Annotated in this window: 12 protein-coding genes and 1 pseudogene; 10 read left to right on the forward strand and 3 right to left on the reverse strand. The window is 64.2% G+C overall.

What is annotated here, in order from left to right; translation table 11 throughout:
- Window positions 1–286: 286 nt before the first annotated feature.
- The 10 genes and pseudogenes from pilM to K0F86_RS20850 all read left to right on the forward strand — a co-directional run bounded on the left by pilM (window position 287) and on the right by K0F86_RS20850 (window position 14,467).
- On the forward strand, window positions 287–928 hold the full coding sequence (gene pilM / locus K0F86_RS20805; RefSeq protein ID WP_219136110.1) for a pilus assembly protein PilM: 642 nt from the start codon (window positions 287–289) through the stop codon (window positions 926–928).
- A 5-nt stretch (window positions 929–933) separates the two neighbouring features.
- On the forward strand, window positions 934–1,485 hold the full coding sequence (locus K0F86_RS20810) for a PilN domain-containing protein (RefSeq protein WP_219136111.1): 552 nt from the start codon (window positions 934–936) through the stop codon (window positions 1,483–1,485).
- 15 nt (window positions 1,486–1,500) lie between these two features.
- Complete coding sequence (locus K0F86_RS20815; RefSeq protein WP_219136112.1) at window positions 1,501–2,523, forward strand: pilus assembly protein PilP; 1,023 nt, start codon at window positions 1,501–1,503, stop codon at window positions 2,521–2,523.
- 98 nt (window positions 2,524–2,621) lie between these two features.
- Window positions 2,622–3,947: pseudogene (locus tag K0F86_RS20820) on the forward strand (type IV pilus secretin PilQ); the annotation flags it as partial.
- A gap of 55 nt (window positions 3,948–4,002) precedes the next feature.
- Window positions 4,003–6,291 (forward strand): Ig-like domain-containing protein, encoded by a 2,289-nt coding sequence (locus K0F86_RS20825; protein WP_219136114.1) that lies wholly within the window; start codon window positions 4,003–4,005, stop codon window positions 6,289–6,291.
- A 117-nt stretch (window positions 6,292–6,408) separates the two neighbouring features.
- Window positions 6,409–8,028: a bifunctional shikimate kinase/3-dehydroquinate synthase AroKB gene (aroKB, locus tag K0F86_RS20830; RefSeq protein ID WP_219136223.1), complete on the forward strand. Its 1,620-nt coding sequence runs from the start codon at window positions 6,409–6,411 to the stop codon at window positions 8,026–8,028.
- Between the two features lies 1 nt (window position 8,029).
- Complete coding sequence (locus K0F86_RS20835) at window positions 8,030–9,166, forward strand: deoxyguanosinetriphosphate triphosphohydrolase (RefSeq protein WP_219136115.1); 1,137 nt, start codon at window positions 8,030–8,032, stop codon at window positions 9,164–9,166.
- 242 nt (window positions 9,167–9,408) lie between these two features.
- Window positions 9,409–10,119 (forward strand): sulfate reduction electron transfer complex DsrMKJOP subunit DsrO, encoded by a 711-nt coding sequence (gene dsrO, locus K0F86_RS20840; RefSeq protein ID WP_219136116.1) that lies wholly within the window; start codon window positions 9,409–9,411, stop codon window positions 10,117–10,119.
- Between the two features lie 3 nt (window positions 10,120–10,122).
- Entirely contained in the window at window positions 10,123–11,235 is a 1,113-nt protein-coding gene (gene nrfD / locus K0F86_RS20845; protein ID WP_219136117.1) for an NrfD/PsrC family molybdoenzyme membrane anchor subunit, read from the forward strand.
- Window positions 11,236–11,245: 10 nt separating this feature from the next.
- Window positions 11,246–14,467: a molybdopterin dinucleotide binding domain-containing protein gene (locus K0F86_RS20850; protein WP_219136118.1), complete on the forward strand. Its 3,222-nt coding sequence runs from the start codon at window positions 11,246–11,248 to the stop codon at window positions 14,465–14,467.
- Here K0F86_RS20850 and K0F86_RS20855 read toward each other — a convergent pair.
- Genes K0F86_RS20855 through mutY form a run of 3 tightly spaced genes read right to left on the reverse strand, consistent with a single transcriptional unit; the run spans window position 14,464 to window position 18,040 of the window.
- Window positions 14,464–15,078, reverse strand: coding sequence for a response regulator transcription factor (locus K0F86_RS20855; RefSeq protein ID WP_219136119.1), 615 nt, complete (start codon window positions 15,076–15,078; stop codon window positions 14,464–14,466). The two genes, K0F86_RS20850 and K0F86_RS20855, sit on opposite strands and share 4 nt — an antisense overlap.
- Window positions 15,075–16,877, reverse strand: coding sequence for a sensor histidine kinase (locus tag K0F86_RS20860; protein WP_219136120.1), 1,803 nt, complete (start codon window positions 16,875–16,877; stop codon window positions 15,075–15,077). The genes K0F86_RS20855 and K0F86_RS20860 overlap by 4 nt, the downstream gene beginning before the upstream one ends.
- Entirely contained in the window at window positions 16,877–18,040 is a 1,164-nt protein-coding gene (gene mutY / locus K0F86_RS20865) for an A/G-specific adenine glycosylase (RefSeq protein ID WP_219136121.1), read from the reverse strand. Before mutY ends, K0F86_RS20860 begins: the two co-directional genes overlap by 1 nt.
- Window positions 18,041–18,064: the final 24 nt, after the last annotated feature.

The raw sequence follows: 18,064 nt of genomic DNA on the forward strand, positions 1-18,064 counted from the left end.
GTATGTCTTTCGGTTAATTATGCCGGCCAATTATAAGCGAGCTTGCCGGGGTGGCAGCGCGCCGTGGCGCTTGCCTGGGGAGTGTTGAAACTTGTCGATACTCTATATAAGCGTGTATTGGCCCGCTGGCAACCAGGATTTGGTAACAATTATTCTGCGCCAGATCACGGCCCCGCCATATAGGCGCCGCGCGCCGCAGACCCCAGCGTGAAATCCGTTTACAAGCCAGCGCTGCCAGGACTAGGCTTGCGGATGGCAGCAACCCCTCCCACGCTGACGTTTCTCTATGAAAAACATATCCATCCGCAGTTTTCTTGGCATCGGTTTGCTGGGCATCGACATGGCGGACGATGCCGTGCGCGTGGTCGAGTTGCGGCGCCGGCGAGGGAAACTGTCATGCCGGCATTGCGGCAGCGCCGCGCTGGCGGCAGGAGTGATGCTTGACGGTCATGTCGAAGATCTGCAGGGCCTGGCCAGCGCCGTGCGCCTGGCATGCCGCAACAGTGGCAGCGCCTGCACCCGCGTGGCGCTGGCCATGCCGGCCACGGCCCTGATCACGCATGCGATCCGCCTGCCCGCCGGTTTGCCGGAGGAACAGCTGGAAATCCTCGTGGAACTGGAAGCGGCCCAATACATGCCGTTTGCGCTGGAAGACGCCAGCCTGGACTTTTACCAGCTGGGGCCGGCGCCACCGTTTGCCGGCCAGACGCAGCAGGAGATCGAAGTGCTGCTGGTGGCGGCGCGGCGCGCCAGTGTGCAGCGCCGCCTCGATGCGGCTACGGCGGCCGGCTTGACGCCCGTCGTCATGGATAGCGAGGCGCTGGCCCTGCAGGCGGCACTCGCGCAGGGTGGCTGGCAAGCCTTGCCGGACGGCGGCCTCAGTTATCAGCTGGCCTGGGGCCTGGCCATGCACCGGTACGCGCGATGAAGGCCGTGGCGCAAGTGCCATGCATCAACCTGTTGCCGCATCGCCAGGCGGCGCGGCGCCGGCGCAGTCAGCTGCTGTTGTGGCAACTGGCCGGTGGGGCGGTGCTGGGATTGCTGTTGGCCCTGGCGGCAGGCGCCTGGCTGCAGCAGCAGCTCGACGTGCAGCTGCGTCGCCAGCAAGGCTGGCGCCATGCCATGCAGCAGGTGAATGCCATCCTTGCCACCGGCAAGCGGGTGCAGGGCGAAACGGCGGCACTGCTGCTGCGCCAGCAGGCCATTGCCAATTTGCAAGAGCAACGCCATGCCTGGGTGCGCATGCTGGACGTGCTGGCCCAGGCGATGCCGGCCGGCGTAGCCTTGCACAGTGTGCGCCAGGAAACGGCGCTGGTGCGCCTGCAAGGGCATGCCGTCGCGCAGGACAAGGTCGCGGCACTGCTGCAGGCGCTGGAGCAGGCCGCGCCCTGGTCCCGCCCGGAAGTGATGGAAGTGCGCGGTGCGGCAGATGGCGCCGTGGAATGGACGATACGGCTGGCGTTGGCACCCGCTGGGCAATCTTAGTCGTGGAGGTTGATCATGCTGAGCTTGAAGACCGCGTCGCTGTGGCCGCTACACTTGCGCGTCGCTTGCGCTGCCCTGGCCGGTACGCTGGTGGCGGCGCTGTTGCACCTTGCGTGGCTCGATGGACTGAGTGCGGACGTGCAGGCGGCGCAAGACGAGGAAGGCCGCTTGCGCGCCGGGTATCTGGCGGCGCAAGCCAGGGCGAGCCAGTTGCCGCAGTGGCGTGCGCAGCGGCGCCAGGCCGGCGCCGAGCTGGCCCAGCTGGAACAGCAATTGCCCGACCAGCAAGCGATGGCGGTGCTGTTGACGGACATTAACGCCGCAGGCCAGTCGCGCGGCCTGCAATTTTCGCTGTTCAAGCCGGGCGCGGCCCGGCCGCAAGCGCCGTATGTCGCCTTGCCGATCGCCATACAGTTGCGCGGCGGCTATCACGCCATGGGCGCGTTGCTGGGGGACCTGGCGCGCCTGCCGCGCATCGTCACGGTGCATGAGCTGGCCTTGACCCAGGGCAAGGATCGCTTGCTGACCCTCGATGCCGTGCTGCACGCGTATCGCTTGCCCGAAGCGGGGGAGCTGGCGGCACAAGCGGTATTGCCTGCAAAGACCGGCGCGCCGGCATGGCGCCCGCTTGCCGCTGTCGTGCCGCAGCCGTACGCGGCCGCCGCCCTGGCCGACCCTTTTAATGCATTGGCGGTGGCAAGCGCGCCGGGCCAGCATGGCAGTGTGGCCGGACCCGACCCGCGCCGCGTGCGCGAGCCGCTGGAAAGCGTCGCCTTGCCGGCCATCAGCATGGTGGGCAGCGTGCAACAGGGAGGGCGCCTGAGCGCGCTGCTGCTGGCGGGCCAGCGCGTGTACCGGGTGGCGGTGGGCCAGTATCTGGGGCCAGACCACGGCCGGGTCACGCAAATCAGCGAACAGGCGCTGCAGTACAAAGAGTTGCTGCCGGACGCGGGCGGCGGGTGGCGCGAACGGCATGGCAGCCTGTCCCTGCAAAGACCGGGTGACGCCAGGGCCAGTGTGCCGGAGGTCACGCCATGAAGCCGTCTGTGTGGATGTGTTCGATGTATTGGCTATTGCTGCATGGCGCCGCCCTGGCCGGGGACGAGGCGGTGGTGCCGGTGACGGCGCCGCGCCAGTATGCCGGCGAGAAAATCTCCGTCGATTTCCAGAACGTGGGCGTGCGCGCGGCCCTGCACATCCTGGCCGACGCGTCGGGGAAAAACATCATCGCCAGCGACAGCGTGGCCGGCAATGTGACGATGCGCCTGCGCGACTTGCCGTGGGACCTGGCGCTCGACGTGCTGCTGCAGGCGAAGGGCCTGGACATGCGGCGCAATGGCAACGTGCTGTGGATCGCGCCGCGCGAGGAAATGCTGGCGCGCGAAAAACTGGAACTGGAACAGCGCGCGCAGATCGCCGAACTCGAACCCTTGCAATCAGCCATCTTCCAGCTCAATTACCAGAAGGCCGAAGCATTCCGTACCGTGTTCGGCCTGGACGCGGGGGAAGGGCGCAGCCGGCTGCTGTCGCGCCGTGGCAGCGTGCTGATCGAGCCGCGCACGAACCAGCTGTTCGTCACCGACGTGCCGGCGCGCCTGGAGCAGATCCGTCAGCTGATCGCCAAGACGGATATTCCAACGCGGCAAGTGATGATCGAGGCGCGCATCGTCGAGGCGAACGACAGCTTCAGCCGCAACCTGGGCGCGCGCCTGGGTTTTACGGACCAGCGCCTGGCAGCGGGCCAGTTGCCGGGTTTTTCGCTCGGTGGCAGCGGACGCCGCGCGGCCATCGGCGGCACGTATCAGGGCGTGGGCGAGGCGACGGGGCAAACGGTGGCGGGCGCCGGCGCCTTCGTGCCGAACACGCAATTCGTCAACTTGCCGGCCGCCAGCATCAATGGCTTGCAGCCGGCCAGCTTCGCCCTGAGCCTGTTTTCGGCGGCCGCCAACCGCTTTTTAAACCTGGAGTTGTCCGCGCTGGAAGCCGATGGCAGGGGCAAGATCATTTCCAGCCCTCGGGTGGTGACGGCCGACAAGGTACTGGCGCTGATCGAGCAGGGCATCGAACTGCCCTACCAGGTGGCCACCAGCAGCGGCGCCACGTCGATCACGTTCCGCAAGGCGAATCTGCGCCTGGAGGTCACGCCGCAGATCACGCCGGACGGCAACGTGGTGCTGGAAGTGGACGTCAACAAGGATAGCGTGGGCCAGGAAACGCGTTCCGGCTTCGCCATCGACACCAAACACGTGCGCACGCAAGTGATGGTGGAAGACGGCGGCACGGTGGTGCTGGGTGGCATTTATCAGCAGTCCGAACGGGGTACGGACAGCAAGGTGCCGCTGCTGGGCGACATCCCCGTGCTCGGTGTTTTTTTCCGCAGCACGGGCCGCAGTCAAGAAAAAACGGAACTGATGGTGTTTATTACGCCGAAAATAGTGGCAGATCGGCCAGCAACACGTTAATGTCACATCTTTACGTTTAAGTAACAATGCAAACGAAAGCGGACTGATGGCGACTATGCGAAATTTCTCTTTAGGCAATACTTCTTGGAGTAGGGCATTGAATTGGCTGGCTTTGCTGGTCTTGAGCACTGTGCTGGCCTCCTGTGGCGGCGGTGGCGGTGATCCGACCATTGATGGCGGCAAGGGTGGTGGTACGACCGGTGGTGTGGCCGCGACGGTCACGGTGAGCCTGTTGAACTCGGCCGACCAGCCTGCCATTACGCTAAGCAGCACTGCGCCGCTGACGGCCAAGGCGCTGGTGATCGATAAAAATGGTGCTCCGGTCAGCAATACGATAGTCACTTTCGCCTCCGACGCCACCCTGGTAACGCTGTCGTCGAGCAATGGCACGGCGCTGACGGACGCCAAGGGCTATGCCAGCATCACTGTCTCGGCCTTGAATGCGACGGTCACCGGTGCGGGCAAGCTGACGGCCACTGTCGCGGCGGGTACCGCCACGGTCACCGGCGAGGCGAGTTATGAAGTCAAGGCGGCGCAGGCTGCGGGCGCGAAAATGACGCTGTCGCTGTTCAGTGGTAGCAGCGCCAGTAACGCGCTGTCGAGCGCCACGCCGCTGACGGCCAAGGCACTGGTGACCGATTTGAGTGGAAAACCGATTAGTGGCGCGCTGGTCATGTTTTCTACCGATAGCGCTTTGGCGTTGCTGTCGTCATCGACGGGCACGGCGCTGACCGATGATAGTGGCATAGCCAGTGTCATCTTACGGCCAGTCAGTCTGCTGGCCAGTGGTGCCGGTACTTTGCGGGCCACCACCACCACCAACGGCGCCACCGCCAACAGCCAGGCCAGTTATGCGCTGGGTGCTACCGAATTGTTTGCGTCGAACTTGACATTCTTGCCGAATAGTATCGCTGCGTATGGTTCCACGACCATGTCGGTCGATATCAGGTCTGGCGATAGCATGACTGCTGGCACCCCGTATTTGGGGGCTGGCGCGACTGTCCGATTCAGCTCGCCCTGCATTTTGGCAGGAAAGGCCAGCGTGGCAACGGACGTCGCTGCCAATAACGGCAAGGCAACGGTGGTGTATCGCGATCTCGGTTGTAGCAACACCGACAAGATCAATGCCAGCGTGGTTGGCAGCAACAGCGCCGCGCACTCGTCCCTGTCTGTTGGCTCCCCCGCGCCAGCATCGATACAGTTGTCAGCCGTTAGCCCCGCAGGCAAGTCCATCGTGATCAAAGGGCAGGGCGGCTTGCTGCGCACGGAAACGGCAACACTGACTTTCCGCGTGTTCGATACCTTTAACAAACCGCTTGCCGGCCAGGATGTAACGTTCTCGTTGGACGACGGGGCTGCCGTCACCCTCAATAAGTTGACGGACACCACCGATGCCAATGGCGAGGTCATTACCACGGTCAATTCCGGTACGACGCCGACCACGTTCCGCGTGAAGGCGGCGCTGAAATCCTCGACGTATATGAATACGTATTCCGATTCCATCCTCGTCACGACCGGCAAGCCCGTGCAATCGGGATTCTCGATTAGCGTGGGCAAGTCGAATGTGGAAGGCTGGTCATATGACAGTTCTTTGAGCACACCTGCTACTACCGTCACGGTTTTACTGGCCGACCAGGCGGGCAATCCCGTTCCTGACGGTACGCCCGTCGCATTCCAGAGTAGTCTGGGTGCCATTGGATCGTCCAGCATGGGCGGTTGCATCACCTCCAATGGCGGTTGTTCCGTGGACTTCCGCAGCCAGGAGCCGCGCACGGCAAGCAATCCACCCGTCACGCCCTGCAACGATGTCAGCAATGGTGGTACGGCAGACAAGCCGTGGCCAGGCTTGGCGCTGATTTGTGCCAGTACGACTGACGGCAGCAAGCAGCTATTTGTCAGAACGGCCATTTTCCTGAGCGACAGCCACGCCGATAACGTCACATTGTTCGATGGATCAACTAGCGTCATGCTCGGCCGAAGCGTCTATGATCTTGGTACCGTGAAGGCTGCGGATGTACGTCAATTCAGCGTGCGGATCAGTGATTTTCAGCAGAATCCCATGCCTTCCGGTAGCACGGTGTCGATTAGCAACATGCTCAACGGTAGCGCCACGATATTGCCCACAAGCGTGCAAAATATCTTCCCGCACAATACCGCTGGCGTCGATGACAGGACAGGAAGCAACATTCAGGGTAACCAGGGAAGCTGGCATGCCGTTACAATTAACAGCCTGACGCCGACCAGTTGCACGATCCCGTTGACCAGCACGTTTAATGTGACGGTGACCACGCCGCTGGGCAATACCACCAGTTATCCGTTTAAACTGGCATTCTCTTGTCCCTGACGCGAGGGGAACGGGCAGTACTGCACAGGGGGCAGGCTGCTCGTGGTGTGCGTTTATTTTCTGATTGATATAAAAGTGTCCGAAATTTCCAACAGTAATATTTTCCTTGTCGGCCTCATGGGCGCAGGCAAGACCACCATCGGGCGCATCCTGGCCCGCAAACTGGGCTTGCGCTTTGTCGATTCCGACCACGAGATTGAGGCACGCACGGGAGCGACCATCCCGTGGATCTTCGAAATCGAGGGGGAAGCGAGCTTTCGCCGGCGCGAGGCCGAGGTCATTCGCGACCTGAGCGCCCAGCAAGGCATCGTCATGGCCACGGGCGGCGGGGCCATCCTCAATGCCGACAGCCGCGCCTACCTGAAGGAACGGGGCACGGTCGTGTATCTGCGCGCCAGCGTCAGCAACATCCTGGCGCGCACCAGCCATGACAAGAATCGCCCGCTGCTGCAGACGGCCGATCCGCGCCGCAAACTGGAAGAATTGACGACCCAGCGCGAGCCCCATTACATGGAAGTGGCCGACATTGTCATCGACACGGGCCGTCCTAACGTACAATCGATGGTCCAGACAATTCTGATGCAGTTGGCCAGCCTCGAATGCGAGGCCTCGCCCAACTGCGTCATTCATGCAGAGCCTTCGATGAACGAGCAATCCAAAATGTTGTTGAGCGTAGACCTCGACGAACGCAGTTACCCGATCGCCATCGGTCCCGGCCTGCTGGCCGACGCCGATGCGCTGCTGCGCCATATCAGCGGCCACAAGGTGGCCATCGTCACCAATACCACCGTCGCCCCCCTGTATCTGGGCCGCCTGCAGGCCGCGCTGGCCAGCGACGGCCGCGACGTGATCAGCATCGTCCTGCCGGATGGTGAAGAATATAAAAACTGGGCCAGCCTGATGCAGATCTTTGACGCGCTGCTGGCCAATAAATGCGACCGCAAGACCACCCTGGTGGCGCTGGGCGGCGGCGTGATCGGCGACCTGACCGGCTATGCGGCGGCCAGCTACATGCGCGGCATCGGCTTCGTGCAGGTGCCCACCACCTTGCTGGCGCAGGTCGATTCCTCCGTCGGCGGCAAGACGGGCATCAACCACCCGCTGGGCAAGAACATGATCGGCGCGTTTTATCAGCCGCGCGCCGTGATCGCCGACACCTCGACCCTGGAAACCCTGCCGGCGCGCGAGCTGTCGGCCGGCCTGGCCGAAGTGATCAAGCATGGCGCCATCATCGATGCCGCGTTCTTCGACTGGATCGAGGCGAACATGGCCAAGCTGATGGCGCGCGACAAGGGGGCTTTGGCGTATGCGATTGCCCGCTCGTGCGAAATCAAGGCCGACGTGGTGCGCCAGGATGAACGCGAAGGCGGCTTGCGCGCCATCCTGAACTTCGGCCACACCTTCGGCCACGCCATTGAAGCGGGCCTGGGCTACGGCCACTGGCTGCACGGCGAAGCCGTCGGCTGCGGCATGGTGATGGCGGCCGATCTGTCCTGCCGCATGGGGTATATCGACCAGGCGGCCGTGGAGCGCTTGCGCAAGCTCGTCGCCGCCGCCGGCCTGCCCGTCAAGGCGCCCGACCTCGGTGTCGCGCGCTGGCTGGAGCTGATGGAAGTGGACAAGAAGAACGAGGGCGGCGCCATCAAGTTCATCCTGTTGAAACCGCTGGGCAGCCCGTGCATCACGTCGGCGCCGCACGAACTGGTGCTGGCCACCCTGGCCGCCGGAGTGCAATAAGATGCTGCCCGAAGACTTCCTGGCTCCCTATGCTGCCCATTCGGCACAGGGGCAGGGACGTCGCTTTGCCGAGGCGGCGCACGCCTCGCGCAGCCAGTTCCAGCGCGACCGCGACCGCATCATCCATTCCTCGGCCTTCCGCCGCCTCGAATACAAGACCCAGGTTTTCCTCAATCACGAGGGAGACCTGTTCCGCACGCGCCTGACGCACAGCCTGGAAGTGGCACAGGTGGGCCGCTCCATCGCGCGCAACCTGCGCCTCAATGAAGATCTGGTCGAAGCCATCGCGCTCGCGCATGATCTGGGCCACACGCCGTTCGGCCACGTGGGCCAGGATGTGCTCAATGAGTGCATGCAGGCGCACGGCGGCTTCGAGCACAACCTGCAAAGCCTGCGCGTGGTCGATACCCTGGAAGAGCACTACGGCGCCTTCGATGGCTTGAACCTGATGTTCGAGACGCGCGAAGGCATATTAAAACACTGCTCGCTGGCGCATGCGCGCGAACTGGGGCCCGTGGCCCAGCGCTTCATCGACCGCACGCAACCGACACTGGAAGCGCAGCTGACCAATCTGGCCGATGAAATCGCCTACAACAGCCACGATATCGATGACGGCCTGCGTTCGGGCCTGATCACCATCGCCCAGCTGGAAGAGGTGGAGTTCTTCGGCCGCCTGTGGCGCGACGTGCAGCAGGCGTTTCCAGGCCTGTCGGGCCGGCGCGCCATCTACGAAACCCTGCGCCGGCTGATCACGGCGCTGGCCGACGATCTGATCGTCACGTCGAATGCGCTGATCCTTGATGCGGCGCCGCGCGACGTCAACGAAGTGCGCGCCAGTGCCCCGCTGATCCGCTTTTCGGACGCCATGCGCCGTGATGCGACGGACCTGAAACGCTTTTTAAGAGCAAACCTGTACCGCCACTACCAGGTCAACCGCATGCGCGTCAAAGCGAGCCGCATCGTGCGCGAACTGTACGACAGCTTCATGGCCGAACCGGCCCTGCTGCCGCCCGATTATCAGGTCAATGGCGATGATGTGACCAAGCAGGCGCGCAAGATCGCCGACTACATCGCCGGCATGACGGACCGCTACGCGATCCGCGAGCACCGCCGGCTGTATTCGCTCGACGAGCTGTAACGGTTACTGCGGGGACTGACATGCCCGCGCGACGCTGCGTGTCGGGTTACGCCGTGCCGGCTAACCCGACCTACCAATGCAAGCGCTCATGGGGAATCCGACCTACTCCGCATTGTCGATCCTGTCAATTGGCATGATCATCTAGGCCCCCACCCGATCACCCCAATATCCGTACGGCAACTTCTTTTCTATCATGGCAGCAAGTCAACAAGGGCTTGCCGCCCATAGTCAAGGAGAGTGTCATGATTGAATCGCGCCGCAGTTTTTTGCGCGCCTTGCCAGCCGTTACTATCGGGGCGGCCATCGCGCCGCTGCCCGGCAAGGCCGCCACCAGGGGCGAAGGCGGGCAGCGCTGGGCGATGGTGATCGATGTGCGGAAGTGCATCGGCTGCCAGGCGTGCACGGTCTCCTGCATCATGGAAAACGCCGTACCGGAAAACAGCTTCCGCACCGTCGTCTCGACCTATGAAGTGAAGGAAGAGGACCGCTGCGGCACCTACATGCTGCCGCGCCTGTGCAACCACTGCGCCAATCCCCCCTGCATACCCGTCTGTCCCGTGGGTGCCACCTTCCAGCGCAAGGATGGCGTCGTCGTCGTCGATGGCGACCGCTGCGTGGGCTGCGCCTACTGCGTGCAAGCCTGCCCGTACGACGCGCGCTTCATCAACCACGAAACGGGCAAGGCCGACAAATGCACATTCTGCGCGCACCGCGTCGACGAAGGCTTGCTGCCGGCCTGCGTGGAAACCTGCGTCGGCGGCGCGCGCATCTTCGGCGACCTCAACGACCCGGAAAGCATGGTGCATCAGCTGCTCAGCGAGAACAAGGTGAAAGTGCTCAAGCCCGAACAGGGTACCCAGCCCCACGTGTTCTATCTGGGACTGGACACGCGCTTCGCCGGCCACGTCGAGGGCGAAGCGACACTTTGGCAACCGAGCAAACACGGGAAATAAACCATGGACAGCCACATCACCGAAATTCTCAACGTCACGCGCGAAGCGGCATGGCTGCCGTGGGCGGTGCAGTATTTTTTCCTCATCGGCCTCAGTTACGGCAGCTTCATGCTGACCTTGCCGTACTTCGTCTTCGGCCGCAAGGCGTATGAGCGCCTGGGGCGCATCGCGCTGCTGGCGTCCCTCGTCTGCGGCATGACGGCGCCCGTGGCGCTGCTGGCCGACCTGCACGGGCCGGGCCGCTTCTATCACTTCTATATTTACTTCCAGCCGCAATCGTGGATGTCGTGGGGTTCGTTCTTCATTCCCCTGTATCTGGGCTGCCTGATGCTGTATGCGTGGCTGGCGCTGCGCGGGGACTTCGCCGCGCGGGGGCAGGGCAAGGACCGCCTGGCCTTCGCCTATCGCCTGCTGGGACGCGGTGGTGTCGCCTCGCGCCGCGCCATCGTCACCGCCGCCGCCTTCACCCTGCTCGCCGCCTTCGTGGTGGGTCTGTACACGGGCATGGAAGTGATGGTGGTGCGTGCCCGTCCGCTGTGGTTCACGCCTTTCCTGCCGGCGCAATTTGCCGCCACGGCCTTTGTCGGGGCGGTGGGCCTGGCCTTGCTGTTCAATCGCTTCCTGCCGGGTCGCGACCAGGCCCTGGAAGTGTCGCTGAATCGCGCACTGGCCCTGTCGCTGGCGCTGGTGCTGGCGCTGGGCGGCGGCTGGCTGTTCGTCAGTCTCTCCGGCGTGAGCGCCAGCCACAGCATGGCCTTTACCCAGGTGGCGGGCATGCCGCAATGGCAGTTCACGGCTGTCTGGGCCGTGCTGTCGTCCATCGTGCCGATGGCGCTGGCCATCTGGCGCCCGGCCACGAGTGGCCTGGTCAACGGCTTGATCGCGCTGCATAGCGCCTGGATGATGCGCTGGACGATTTTTATCGGCGGCCAGACGATTCCGAAAACGGGCGCGGGCCTGTATGACTACCACCTGCCGATGGGGAACGACGGCTTGATGGGGATCATCGGCACGGCCGGCCTGTGGATCGCGCTGCTGTTGCTGATGCTGGAATTTTTGCCATGGGCGGGACGCGCGATTGCTACACGCAGCCGCCCCGCCATGGCCACGCACTGAGGAGTCAAAAATGAACGAACACACAAACAACGACGACCGCAACGACGTCCCTGAAGATGAAAACGAAAAGCGCCGCAAGCTGCTGCGCTACGGCGCCATCGGCGGCGGCCTGGCCGCCTTTGCCGCCAGCTTTTCCACCACGGCCGGCCGCATGGTCGACCACGCGCTGGGCAAGGACAAACCCGTACAGCGCTTGCACGGCAATTCCCTGCCGCCCGAGTTTTCCGTCGACACGGCCACGGGGAAATTGACCGTCAACCCGGACCAGCAGGTCAGCTACACCATGTGCATGGGCTGCACCACGTTTTGCGGCGTGCGCGTGCGCCTGGATAAAAATAGCGGCAAGGTGCTGCGCGTGGCGGGCAATCCCTACAGCCCCATGTCGGCCGACCCGGCGCTGCCTTACCAGACCTCGATACGCGACAGTTTTGTGTCGCTCTCGCGCTTCCAGGAAAAGGGGCTGAAGGGGCGCTCGACCGCTTGCGGCCGCGGCAATGGCGTGCTGGAACAGATGGAGTCGCCGTTCCGCGTGCTGGCGCCCATGAAGCGCGTGGGACCGCGCGGCGGCGGCCAGTGGGAACCGATCGCTTTTGACCAATTGGTGAAGGAAGTGACGGAAGGCGGCGACCTGTTTGGCGAAGGCCACGTTCAGGGCTTGCGCGCCTTGCGCGAGCTGGAAAAGCCGATCGATCCGGCGCAACCGGAACTGGGTCCGCAAGTGAACCAGGTGGGCCTGATGTGCAGCACGGACGACGGTCGCCTGGCGTTCGGCACGCGCTTCTTCAAGCAGTCGTACGGCAGTTTGAACCTGGTCAACCACGGTTCGTATTGCGGCGGCGCGTATCGCAGCGGCTCGGGCGCCATGTTCGGCGACATGAAGAAAATGCCGCATGCGAAAGTGGATCTGGAAAACACGGAGTTCTGCATTTTTGTGGGCACGGCGCCGGGCAATGCGGGCAATCCGTTCAAGCGCCAGGGCACCCTGATCGCCAAGGCCCGCTCGGGCAAGCGCGATTTCAGCTACGTCGTCGTCGACCCGGTGCTGACGAATGCCGACAGCCTGGCTGCGGGCGACCGCAGCCGCTGGGTACCGATCAAGCCGGGCACCGATGGCGCGCTGGCCATGGCGATGATACGCTGGATCATCGAGCACGAACGCTATGACCGCAACTTCCTCGCGCAGCCGAACCTGAAGGTGGCGGAAGCGGCGGGCGAGGCCGCCTGGTGCAACGCCACGCATCTGATCATCAACGAGAAAGGCCACCCGCGCGACGGCCGCTACCTGCGCGCATCGGACATCGGCGCGGTGGAGTTGGCGGAAGAAGAGCGCTACAAGGATGGCGACGCCTTTTGCGTGATCGACGCCGCCACGCAAGCCATCGTGCCGCACAACGCCGCCAAGGGCGAGGGTCGCCTGTTCTTCGACGGTCCGCTGGAGGTTGCGGGCGCGCCGCTGCACCTGAAGACGGCCATGACGATGTTGAACGAAGAAGCGCAGCGCCACAGCATGGATGAATACGCGGCTGCCTGCGGCATCGGGCGCGACATCATCGAAGGCCTGGCGCAGGAACTCACCAGCCATGGCAAGCGCGCTGCCGTCAATGCGCATGGCGGCATGATGTCGGGCGCCGGTTTCTATAACGCGTATGCGCTGGTCATGCTCAATACATTGATCGGTAATTTGAACCGCAAGGGCGGCACCCTGGTCAATGGCGGCAGCTTCAAGGATGCGGGGCCTGGGCCGCGCTATAACCTGGAGAGTTTCGACGGCGAGATCAAGGCGGCCGGCATGCCGATCGGGCGCAATGTGCCCTATGAAAAAACCTCGGAATTCAAGCTGAAGAAAGAAGCGGGCAAGGCGTATCCGGCCAGGGCGCCGTGGTATCCGAACGCGCCCGCGCTGGCGACCGAGTGGCTCACCAGCGCCATGAACGGCTATCCGTACACCCTGAAGGCGCTGATCCTGTGGAGCTGCAATCCCGTCTACGGCATCACGGGCTTGCGCGCGCAGATCGGCAAGGAACTGGCCGATCCGAAGAAGATTCCCCTGATCGTGGCCATCGACCCCTTCATCAATGAAAGCTCGGCGTTTGCCGACTACCTGCTGCCCGATACCTTGCTGTATGAAAGCTGGGGCTGGGCCGGCGCCTGGGGCGGCATGCCCGTCAAAATGAGCACGGCACGCTGGCCCGTGGTCGAACCGCGCGTGCAAAAGACGCCGGATGGGCAGACCATTTGCATGGAATCGTTCTTCATCGCGCTGGCCAAAACGATGGCCTTGCCGGGCTTCGGCCCGGAGGCCTTGCAGGACATGGATGGCCAGCGCTTCCCCTTGCTGCGCGCCGAGGACTGGTATCTGCGCGGCGGCGCCAACATCGCCTGGCAGGGCAAAACGGCCGTACCGGAGGCGAGCGACGACGACATCGAACTGTCCGGCGTGGCGCGCATCCGTCCCGAACTGGAGCGCACCCTGAAGCCGGAAGAGTGGCGCAAGGTGGCCTTCATGCTGGCGCGCGGAGGACGCTACCAGAGCTATGGCGAGATGTTCGGCCTGCGCCTGCCGCCGCCTGCGAATGCCAAAGCGCCAGTGGCTCCCGCTCCGGTGGCCGATGAAACGCCGTATCCGCAGGACTGGTCCACGCACCGTTATCTGAAACCGATGATGCTGTACAACGAGGGCCTGGGCGTGAGTAAGAACAGCTTGAGCGGCAAACGCTTCCCCGGCACGCCCGCCTGGAGGGTGGCGGCGTTTGCCGACGGCACGCCGGTGCGCAAAACCTATCCGGCCAGCGAGTGGCCATTCGAGTTGATCAGTTTTAAATCGGCGCTGCAGAACTCCTACAGCATCGGCGCACGGCGCTTGCGCGGCATCCATCCTGACAACCCGGTTGCCGTGCATCCCGACGATGCGGCGCGTTTGAAGCTGGAAAATGGCGATGAAATATATCTGGAAACGCCGGGCGGCAGGGCCAGGGCCACGGTGATGCTGCGCCATGGGGTGCAGCGTGGCGTGATCGCCATTGAACATGGCTTTGGCCACAAGGAGCATGGCGCGCGGGCCCACCGCATCGGCAAGTCGCGTCAGCCCGACGAGCCGGCCATCGGCGCGGGCATCAACCTGAACGATCTGGGATTGACGGACCCGAGCCGCGGCGACAAGAACGTATTTGTCGATCCTGTGTCGGGCACGTCGGTGCGGCAAGGGCTGCCGGCGCGCATCGTGCGGGCTTAAATCTCCCCGCTGGCCATCAGCAGCCGGGCCACCTCGGCTGCTGAGTGCAGGCCCAGTTTTTCCATCGTGTTATGGCGGTGCACCTGCACCGTCTTGTCGCTGATGCCCAGCTCGCGGGCGATGACTTTCGAGGCTTTGCCTTCGGCCATCAGCAGCGCCACTTCGCGCTCGCGCGCGGTGAGTCTGGCCAGCGCCGATTGCGCCGTATTCGCGCTGGCGGCGTTGCGGCTCTCATCCATGCTACGGGCCACGGCCCGGCTGACGGCATCGAGCAGTACCTGGTCCTTGCACGGCTTTTCCAGAAAATCGCAGGCGCCGGCCTTCATCGTCTGCACGGCCATGGCCAAGTCGCCATGGCCACTGAGGAAAATCACGGGCAGCGCTATCGCATGGCGCACCAGCTCCTGTTGCAGTTCCAGTCCGCTCATCAAAGGCATGCGCACGTCGAGCAGCAAGCAACCGGGCGCATGGCCATCGTAGCGCTGCAGGAAGTCGCGCGCCGATTCGAACGTCGCCACTTTCCAGCCGGCCGAATCGAACAGATAGGCCAGCGAGCGGCGCATGGCGGCGTCGTCGTCGACGACAAAGATGATCGCATCGCTTTCATTCATGGTGTTTCCTTGTTTGCTTCCATACCGGTATCTTCGGGCAGGCGGAACCAGACCGTCAAGCCTGGCGCATCGGCGTTGGCATGCGCCGACAGGCTGCCGCCGAACGATTCGATGATGCTTTTGCTGAGCGACATACCCAGGCCCAGGCCTTCGGCCTTGGTGGTAAAAAAGGGTTCGAACAGGCGCGCCATCTGCGCCGCCTGCAGGCCGCAACCGGCGTCGCGCACGGCCACCGTGCAGGCGCCGTTTTCGCGGTGCAGCAGCACGCCGATGGGGTGCCCGGGATTGTCGTTTTCCACCTGCGCATCAAGCGCATTTTTCAATAAATTGAGCAGCACCTGCTGCACTTGCTGCGGGTCGGCCAGCACGCGCGGTGCGGCGCTGACCGCCTCGTGGCGCCAGCTGATATTGGCTTGCGGATGGGCCGCGCGGAACAGCGATACCGCCTGCTCCACGGCGTCGGCCAGGGCGAAGGGCGTGCTGTGCGCGGGACGCTTTTGCGCCATCGCGCGGATGTGCCGGATGATGGCGCCCGCGCGTTCGCTTTGCGTGGCGATTTCCTGTGCGCCGTCGAGCAGTGGCACCGCATCGAGCCGGCCCGCCGCGATGCGGCGCGCCATGCCGCGCGCGAAATTGCCGATGGCCGCCAGCGGCTGGTTCAATTCGTGCGCAATGGCGCTGGCCATCTCGCCCAGGATGGCCAGGCGCGCCGTGTGGTCGAGCGTGGCCTGGCGCTGGCGCGCCTGTTCTTCCAGCGCGCGCTGCTGGTGCTGGGCGGCACGCAATTGCTCCGTGCGCCGGCTGACCAGGTATTCCACGCGCACCGTATGCACGGCCCAGGCCACCAGCAAGGCCAGCACCAGCAGCATCCAGCCCCAGTAGCGGCGCAGGGCCGTCTCGAACGTCAGCTTGTTCAAATAGGCGTAGGGGCCGATGCGCAGCTCGCGGAACAGTTCATCGACGATCTGGTAATCGCTGGGCACCGTCCAGCTGTAACCTTCATCGGTACGCGGCATGGCCAGCAGGGCCTGCGCCACTTTTTTCGCCAGCGCCGGCGGCGTCTGGCGCAGGGCCACGAAGGGCCAGTCCGGATACAGCCGCGACGAGCTGGCGCAGCGAAAACCGGGAATTGGGCGCGTGGTGATCACGCGCAGTTCATCGGCGCGCACTTCGCCGCGTGCCATCATCTGTTCCAGCAGACAGGTGCGCACGATGCCGGCATCCATGCGCCCCGCCCGCACGGCTTCGACGATCTGCTGCGAGGGAAAGCCGCTGTAGCGCAGGCTGGCGAAATCATGCGTGGGATCGATGCCCGCTTCGCGCAGTTCGCGCGCCGCGATCTGGTAGCCGCCAAACGCATCGGGCGCCACCGCCATCACGTTCTTGCCCGCCAGGTCGGCCAGGTCATGCAGCGGTGACGCGCTGCGCACGACGATGGCCGAGCCGATGGCCTGGCGCGGTGACTCCGTCCATGGCGATTCGAGCGTGGCGATGCGGCTGGCGCCATCGCTGTGTTCGAGCGCCACGTAATGGCCGCTGCTGGTGATGGCGAAGGCGATCGCTTGCGACTGCACGGCGCGCGTCAGGCCCGCCTGGTCGTAGTCGGCCAGGATGAAACGGATGCCGGGGATGCTCGCCTGCAGGTGGCGCGTCACGTACGACCAGTCCTGCTGCACGGCGTCGGCGCCCTTGTAGGCGAGCACGCCTATTCTCACCTCTGGTATCTCCGGCAGCGCGTCAGCCGCTTGCGCGCCGTGCAGACACAGCGCCGTCAGCGCGAACAGTAAAAAACGTCGCACTAGAACATGCTGCGCTGCGCCGCGCGCGCATCGCCGAACAGTTCCAGCAGCAGTTTCTTGATGGGTGCGGGCAGCGGCGCGTCAGCAATTTTCGTGCCGTCGTACCAGACGTGGGTCGCTTCCCCTGCCAGCGCCAGGCGGCGCGCCAGGGTGATGCGACAGGGGACGATGTGCAGCTTGTAGTGGGTGAAGACGTGCACGATGGGCAGCAGCCGTTCCTGCGTTTCGATTGCGCCGAACGGCGCCACGGCGCGTGCCATTACCTGCTGGTCTATCTCTCGCGGCGAGTCCGCATCGGCCAGCAGATGGCCATCGAGTTCGGGCAGCGACAGCAAGCCCCCCCAGATGCCCGAGCCGGGGCGCTGCTCCAGCAGCACCTGGCCGTCGTCGATGATGGCCAGCATAACCGCGTGTTTTTCCGGACTGGTTTTCTTCGGTTTACGCACCGGCAAATCCTTGGTGCGGCCGGTGGCGTAGGCCACGCAGCGCGGTTGCAGCGGGCAGCGGCCGCAATCGGGGCTGCTGCGCGTGCACAGGGTGGCGCCGAAGTCCATCAAGCCCTGCGTGTAGGCTTCGATGCCTGTTTCAGGCAGCAGCGCCTCGGCGCGGCGCCACATGGCTTCCTCGACCCGTTTTTCGCCGGGATAGGCGTCGATGCCGAAGGTGCGCGCAAACACGCGCTTGACGTTGCCGTCCATGATGGCCGCGCGCGTGCCGCTAGAAAACGCGGAGATGGCGGCCGCCGTCGAGCGGCCGATGCCGGGCAGGTCGGCCAGCAGGGCCGGGTCGCTGGGAAAGACGCCGTCGTACTCGGCCACCACGCGCTGCGCGCACTTGTGCAGGTTGCGTGCCCGCGTGTAGTAGCCGAGGCCGCTCCACTGCGCCATCACGTCTTCCACCGGTGCGTCAGCGAGGTCGCGCAGGGTGGGGAAGCGTTCGAGGAAGCGCGCGTAGTAAGCGAGTACGGCGGTGACCTGCGTTTGCTGCAGCATGATTTCGGACAGCCAGATCAGGTAGGCATCGCGCGTGTTTTGCCACGGCAGCGCGTGGCGGCCATGCTGCTTTTGCCAGGCGATGACGGTGGCGGAAAAAGTCGGGTCGATATAGTCTTCAAATGGTGCCGCGCCCGTGGCGGGCGAGAGCGGATGCAGCAGACGTTTCATGCGGGATTCCAGTGTTCTGTTGTT

The organism is Janthinobacterium sp. UMAB-60 (genome assembly GCF_900095235.1).
Classification (GTDB): Bacteria; Pseudomonadota; Gammaproteobacteria; order Burkholderiales; family Burkholderiaceae_D; genus Janthinobacterium.

Coding starts and splice junctions, on each gene's coding strand:
- K0F86_RS20855 (WP_219136119.1), bottom strand. CDS start 15,078: ATGAATGAAAGCGATGCGATCATCTTTGTCGTCGACGACGACGCCGCC.
- K0F86_RS20825 (WP_219136114.1), top strand. CDS start 4,003: ATGCGAAATTTCTCTTTAGGCAATACTTCTTGGAGTAGGGCATTGAAT.
- nrfD (WP_219136117.1), top strand. CDS start 10,123: ATGGACAGCCACATCACCGAAATTCTCAACGTCACGCGCGAAGCGGCA.
- dsrO (WP_219136116.1), top strand. CDS start 9,409: ATGATTGAATCGCGCCGCAGTTTTTTGCGCGCCTTGCCAGCCGTTACT.
- K0F86_RS20835 (WP_219136115.1), top strand. CDS start 8,030: ATGCTGCCCGAAGACTTCCTGGCTCCCTATGCTGCCCATTCGGCACAG.
- mutY (WP_219136121.1), bottom strand. CDS start 18,040: ATGAAACGTCTGCTGCATCCGCTCTCGCCCGCCACGGGCGCGGCACCA.
- K0F86_RS20815 (WP_219136112.1), top strand. CDS start 1,501: ATGCTGAGCTTGAAGACCGCGTCGCTGTGGCCGCTACACTTGCGCGTC.
- pilM (WP_219136110.1), top strand. CDS start 287: ATGAAAAACATATCCATCCGCAGTTTTCTTGGCATCGGTTTGCTGGGC.
- K0F86_RS20850 (WP_219136118.1), top strand. CDS start 11,246: ATGAACGAACACACAAACAACGACGACCGCAACGACGTCCCTGAAGAT.
- aroKB (WP_219136223.1), top strand. CDS start 6,409: ATGGGCGCAGGCAAGACCACCATCGGGCGCATCCTGGCCCGCAAACTG.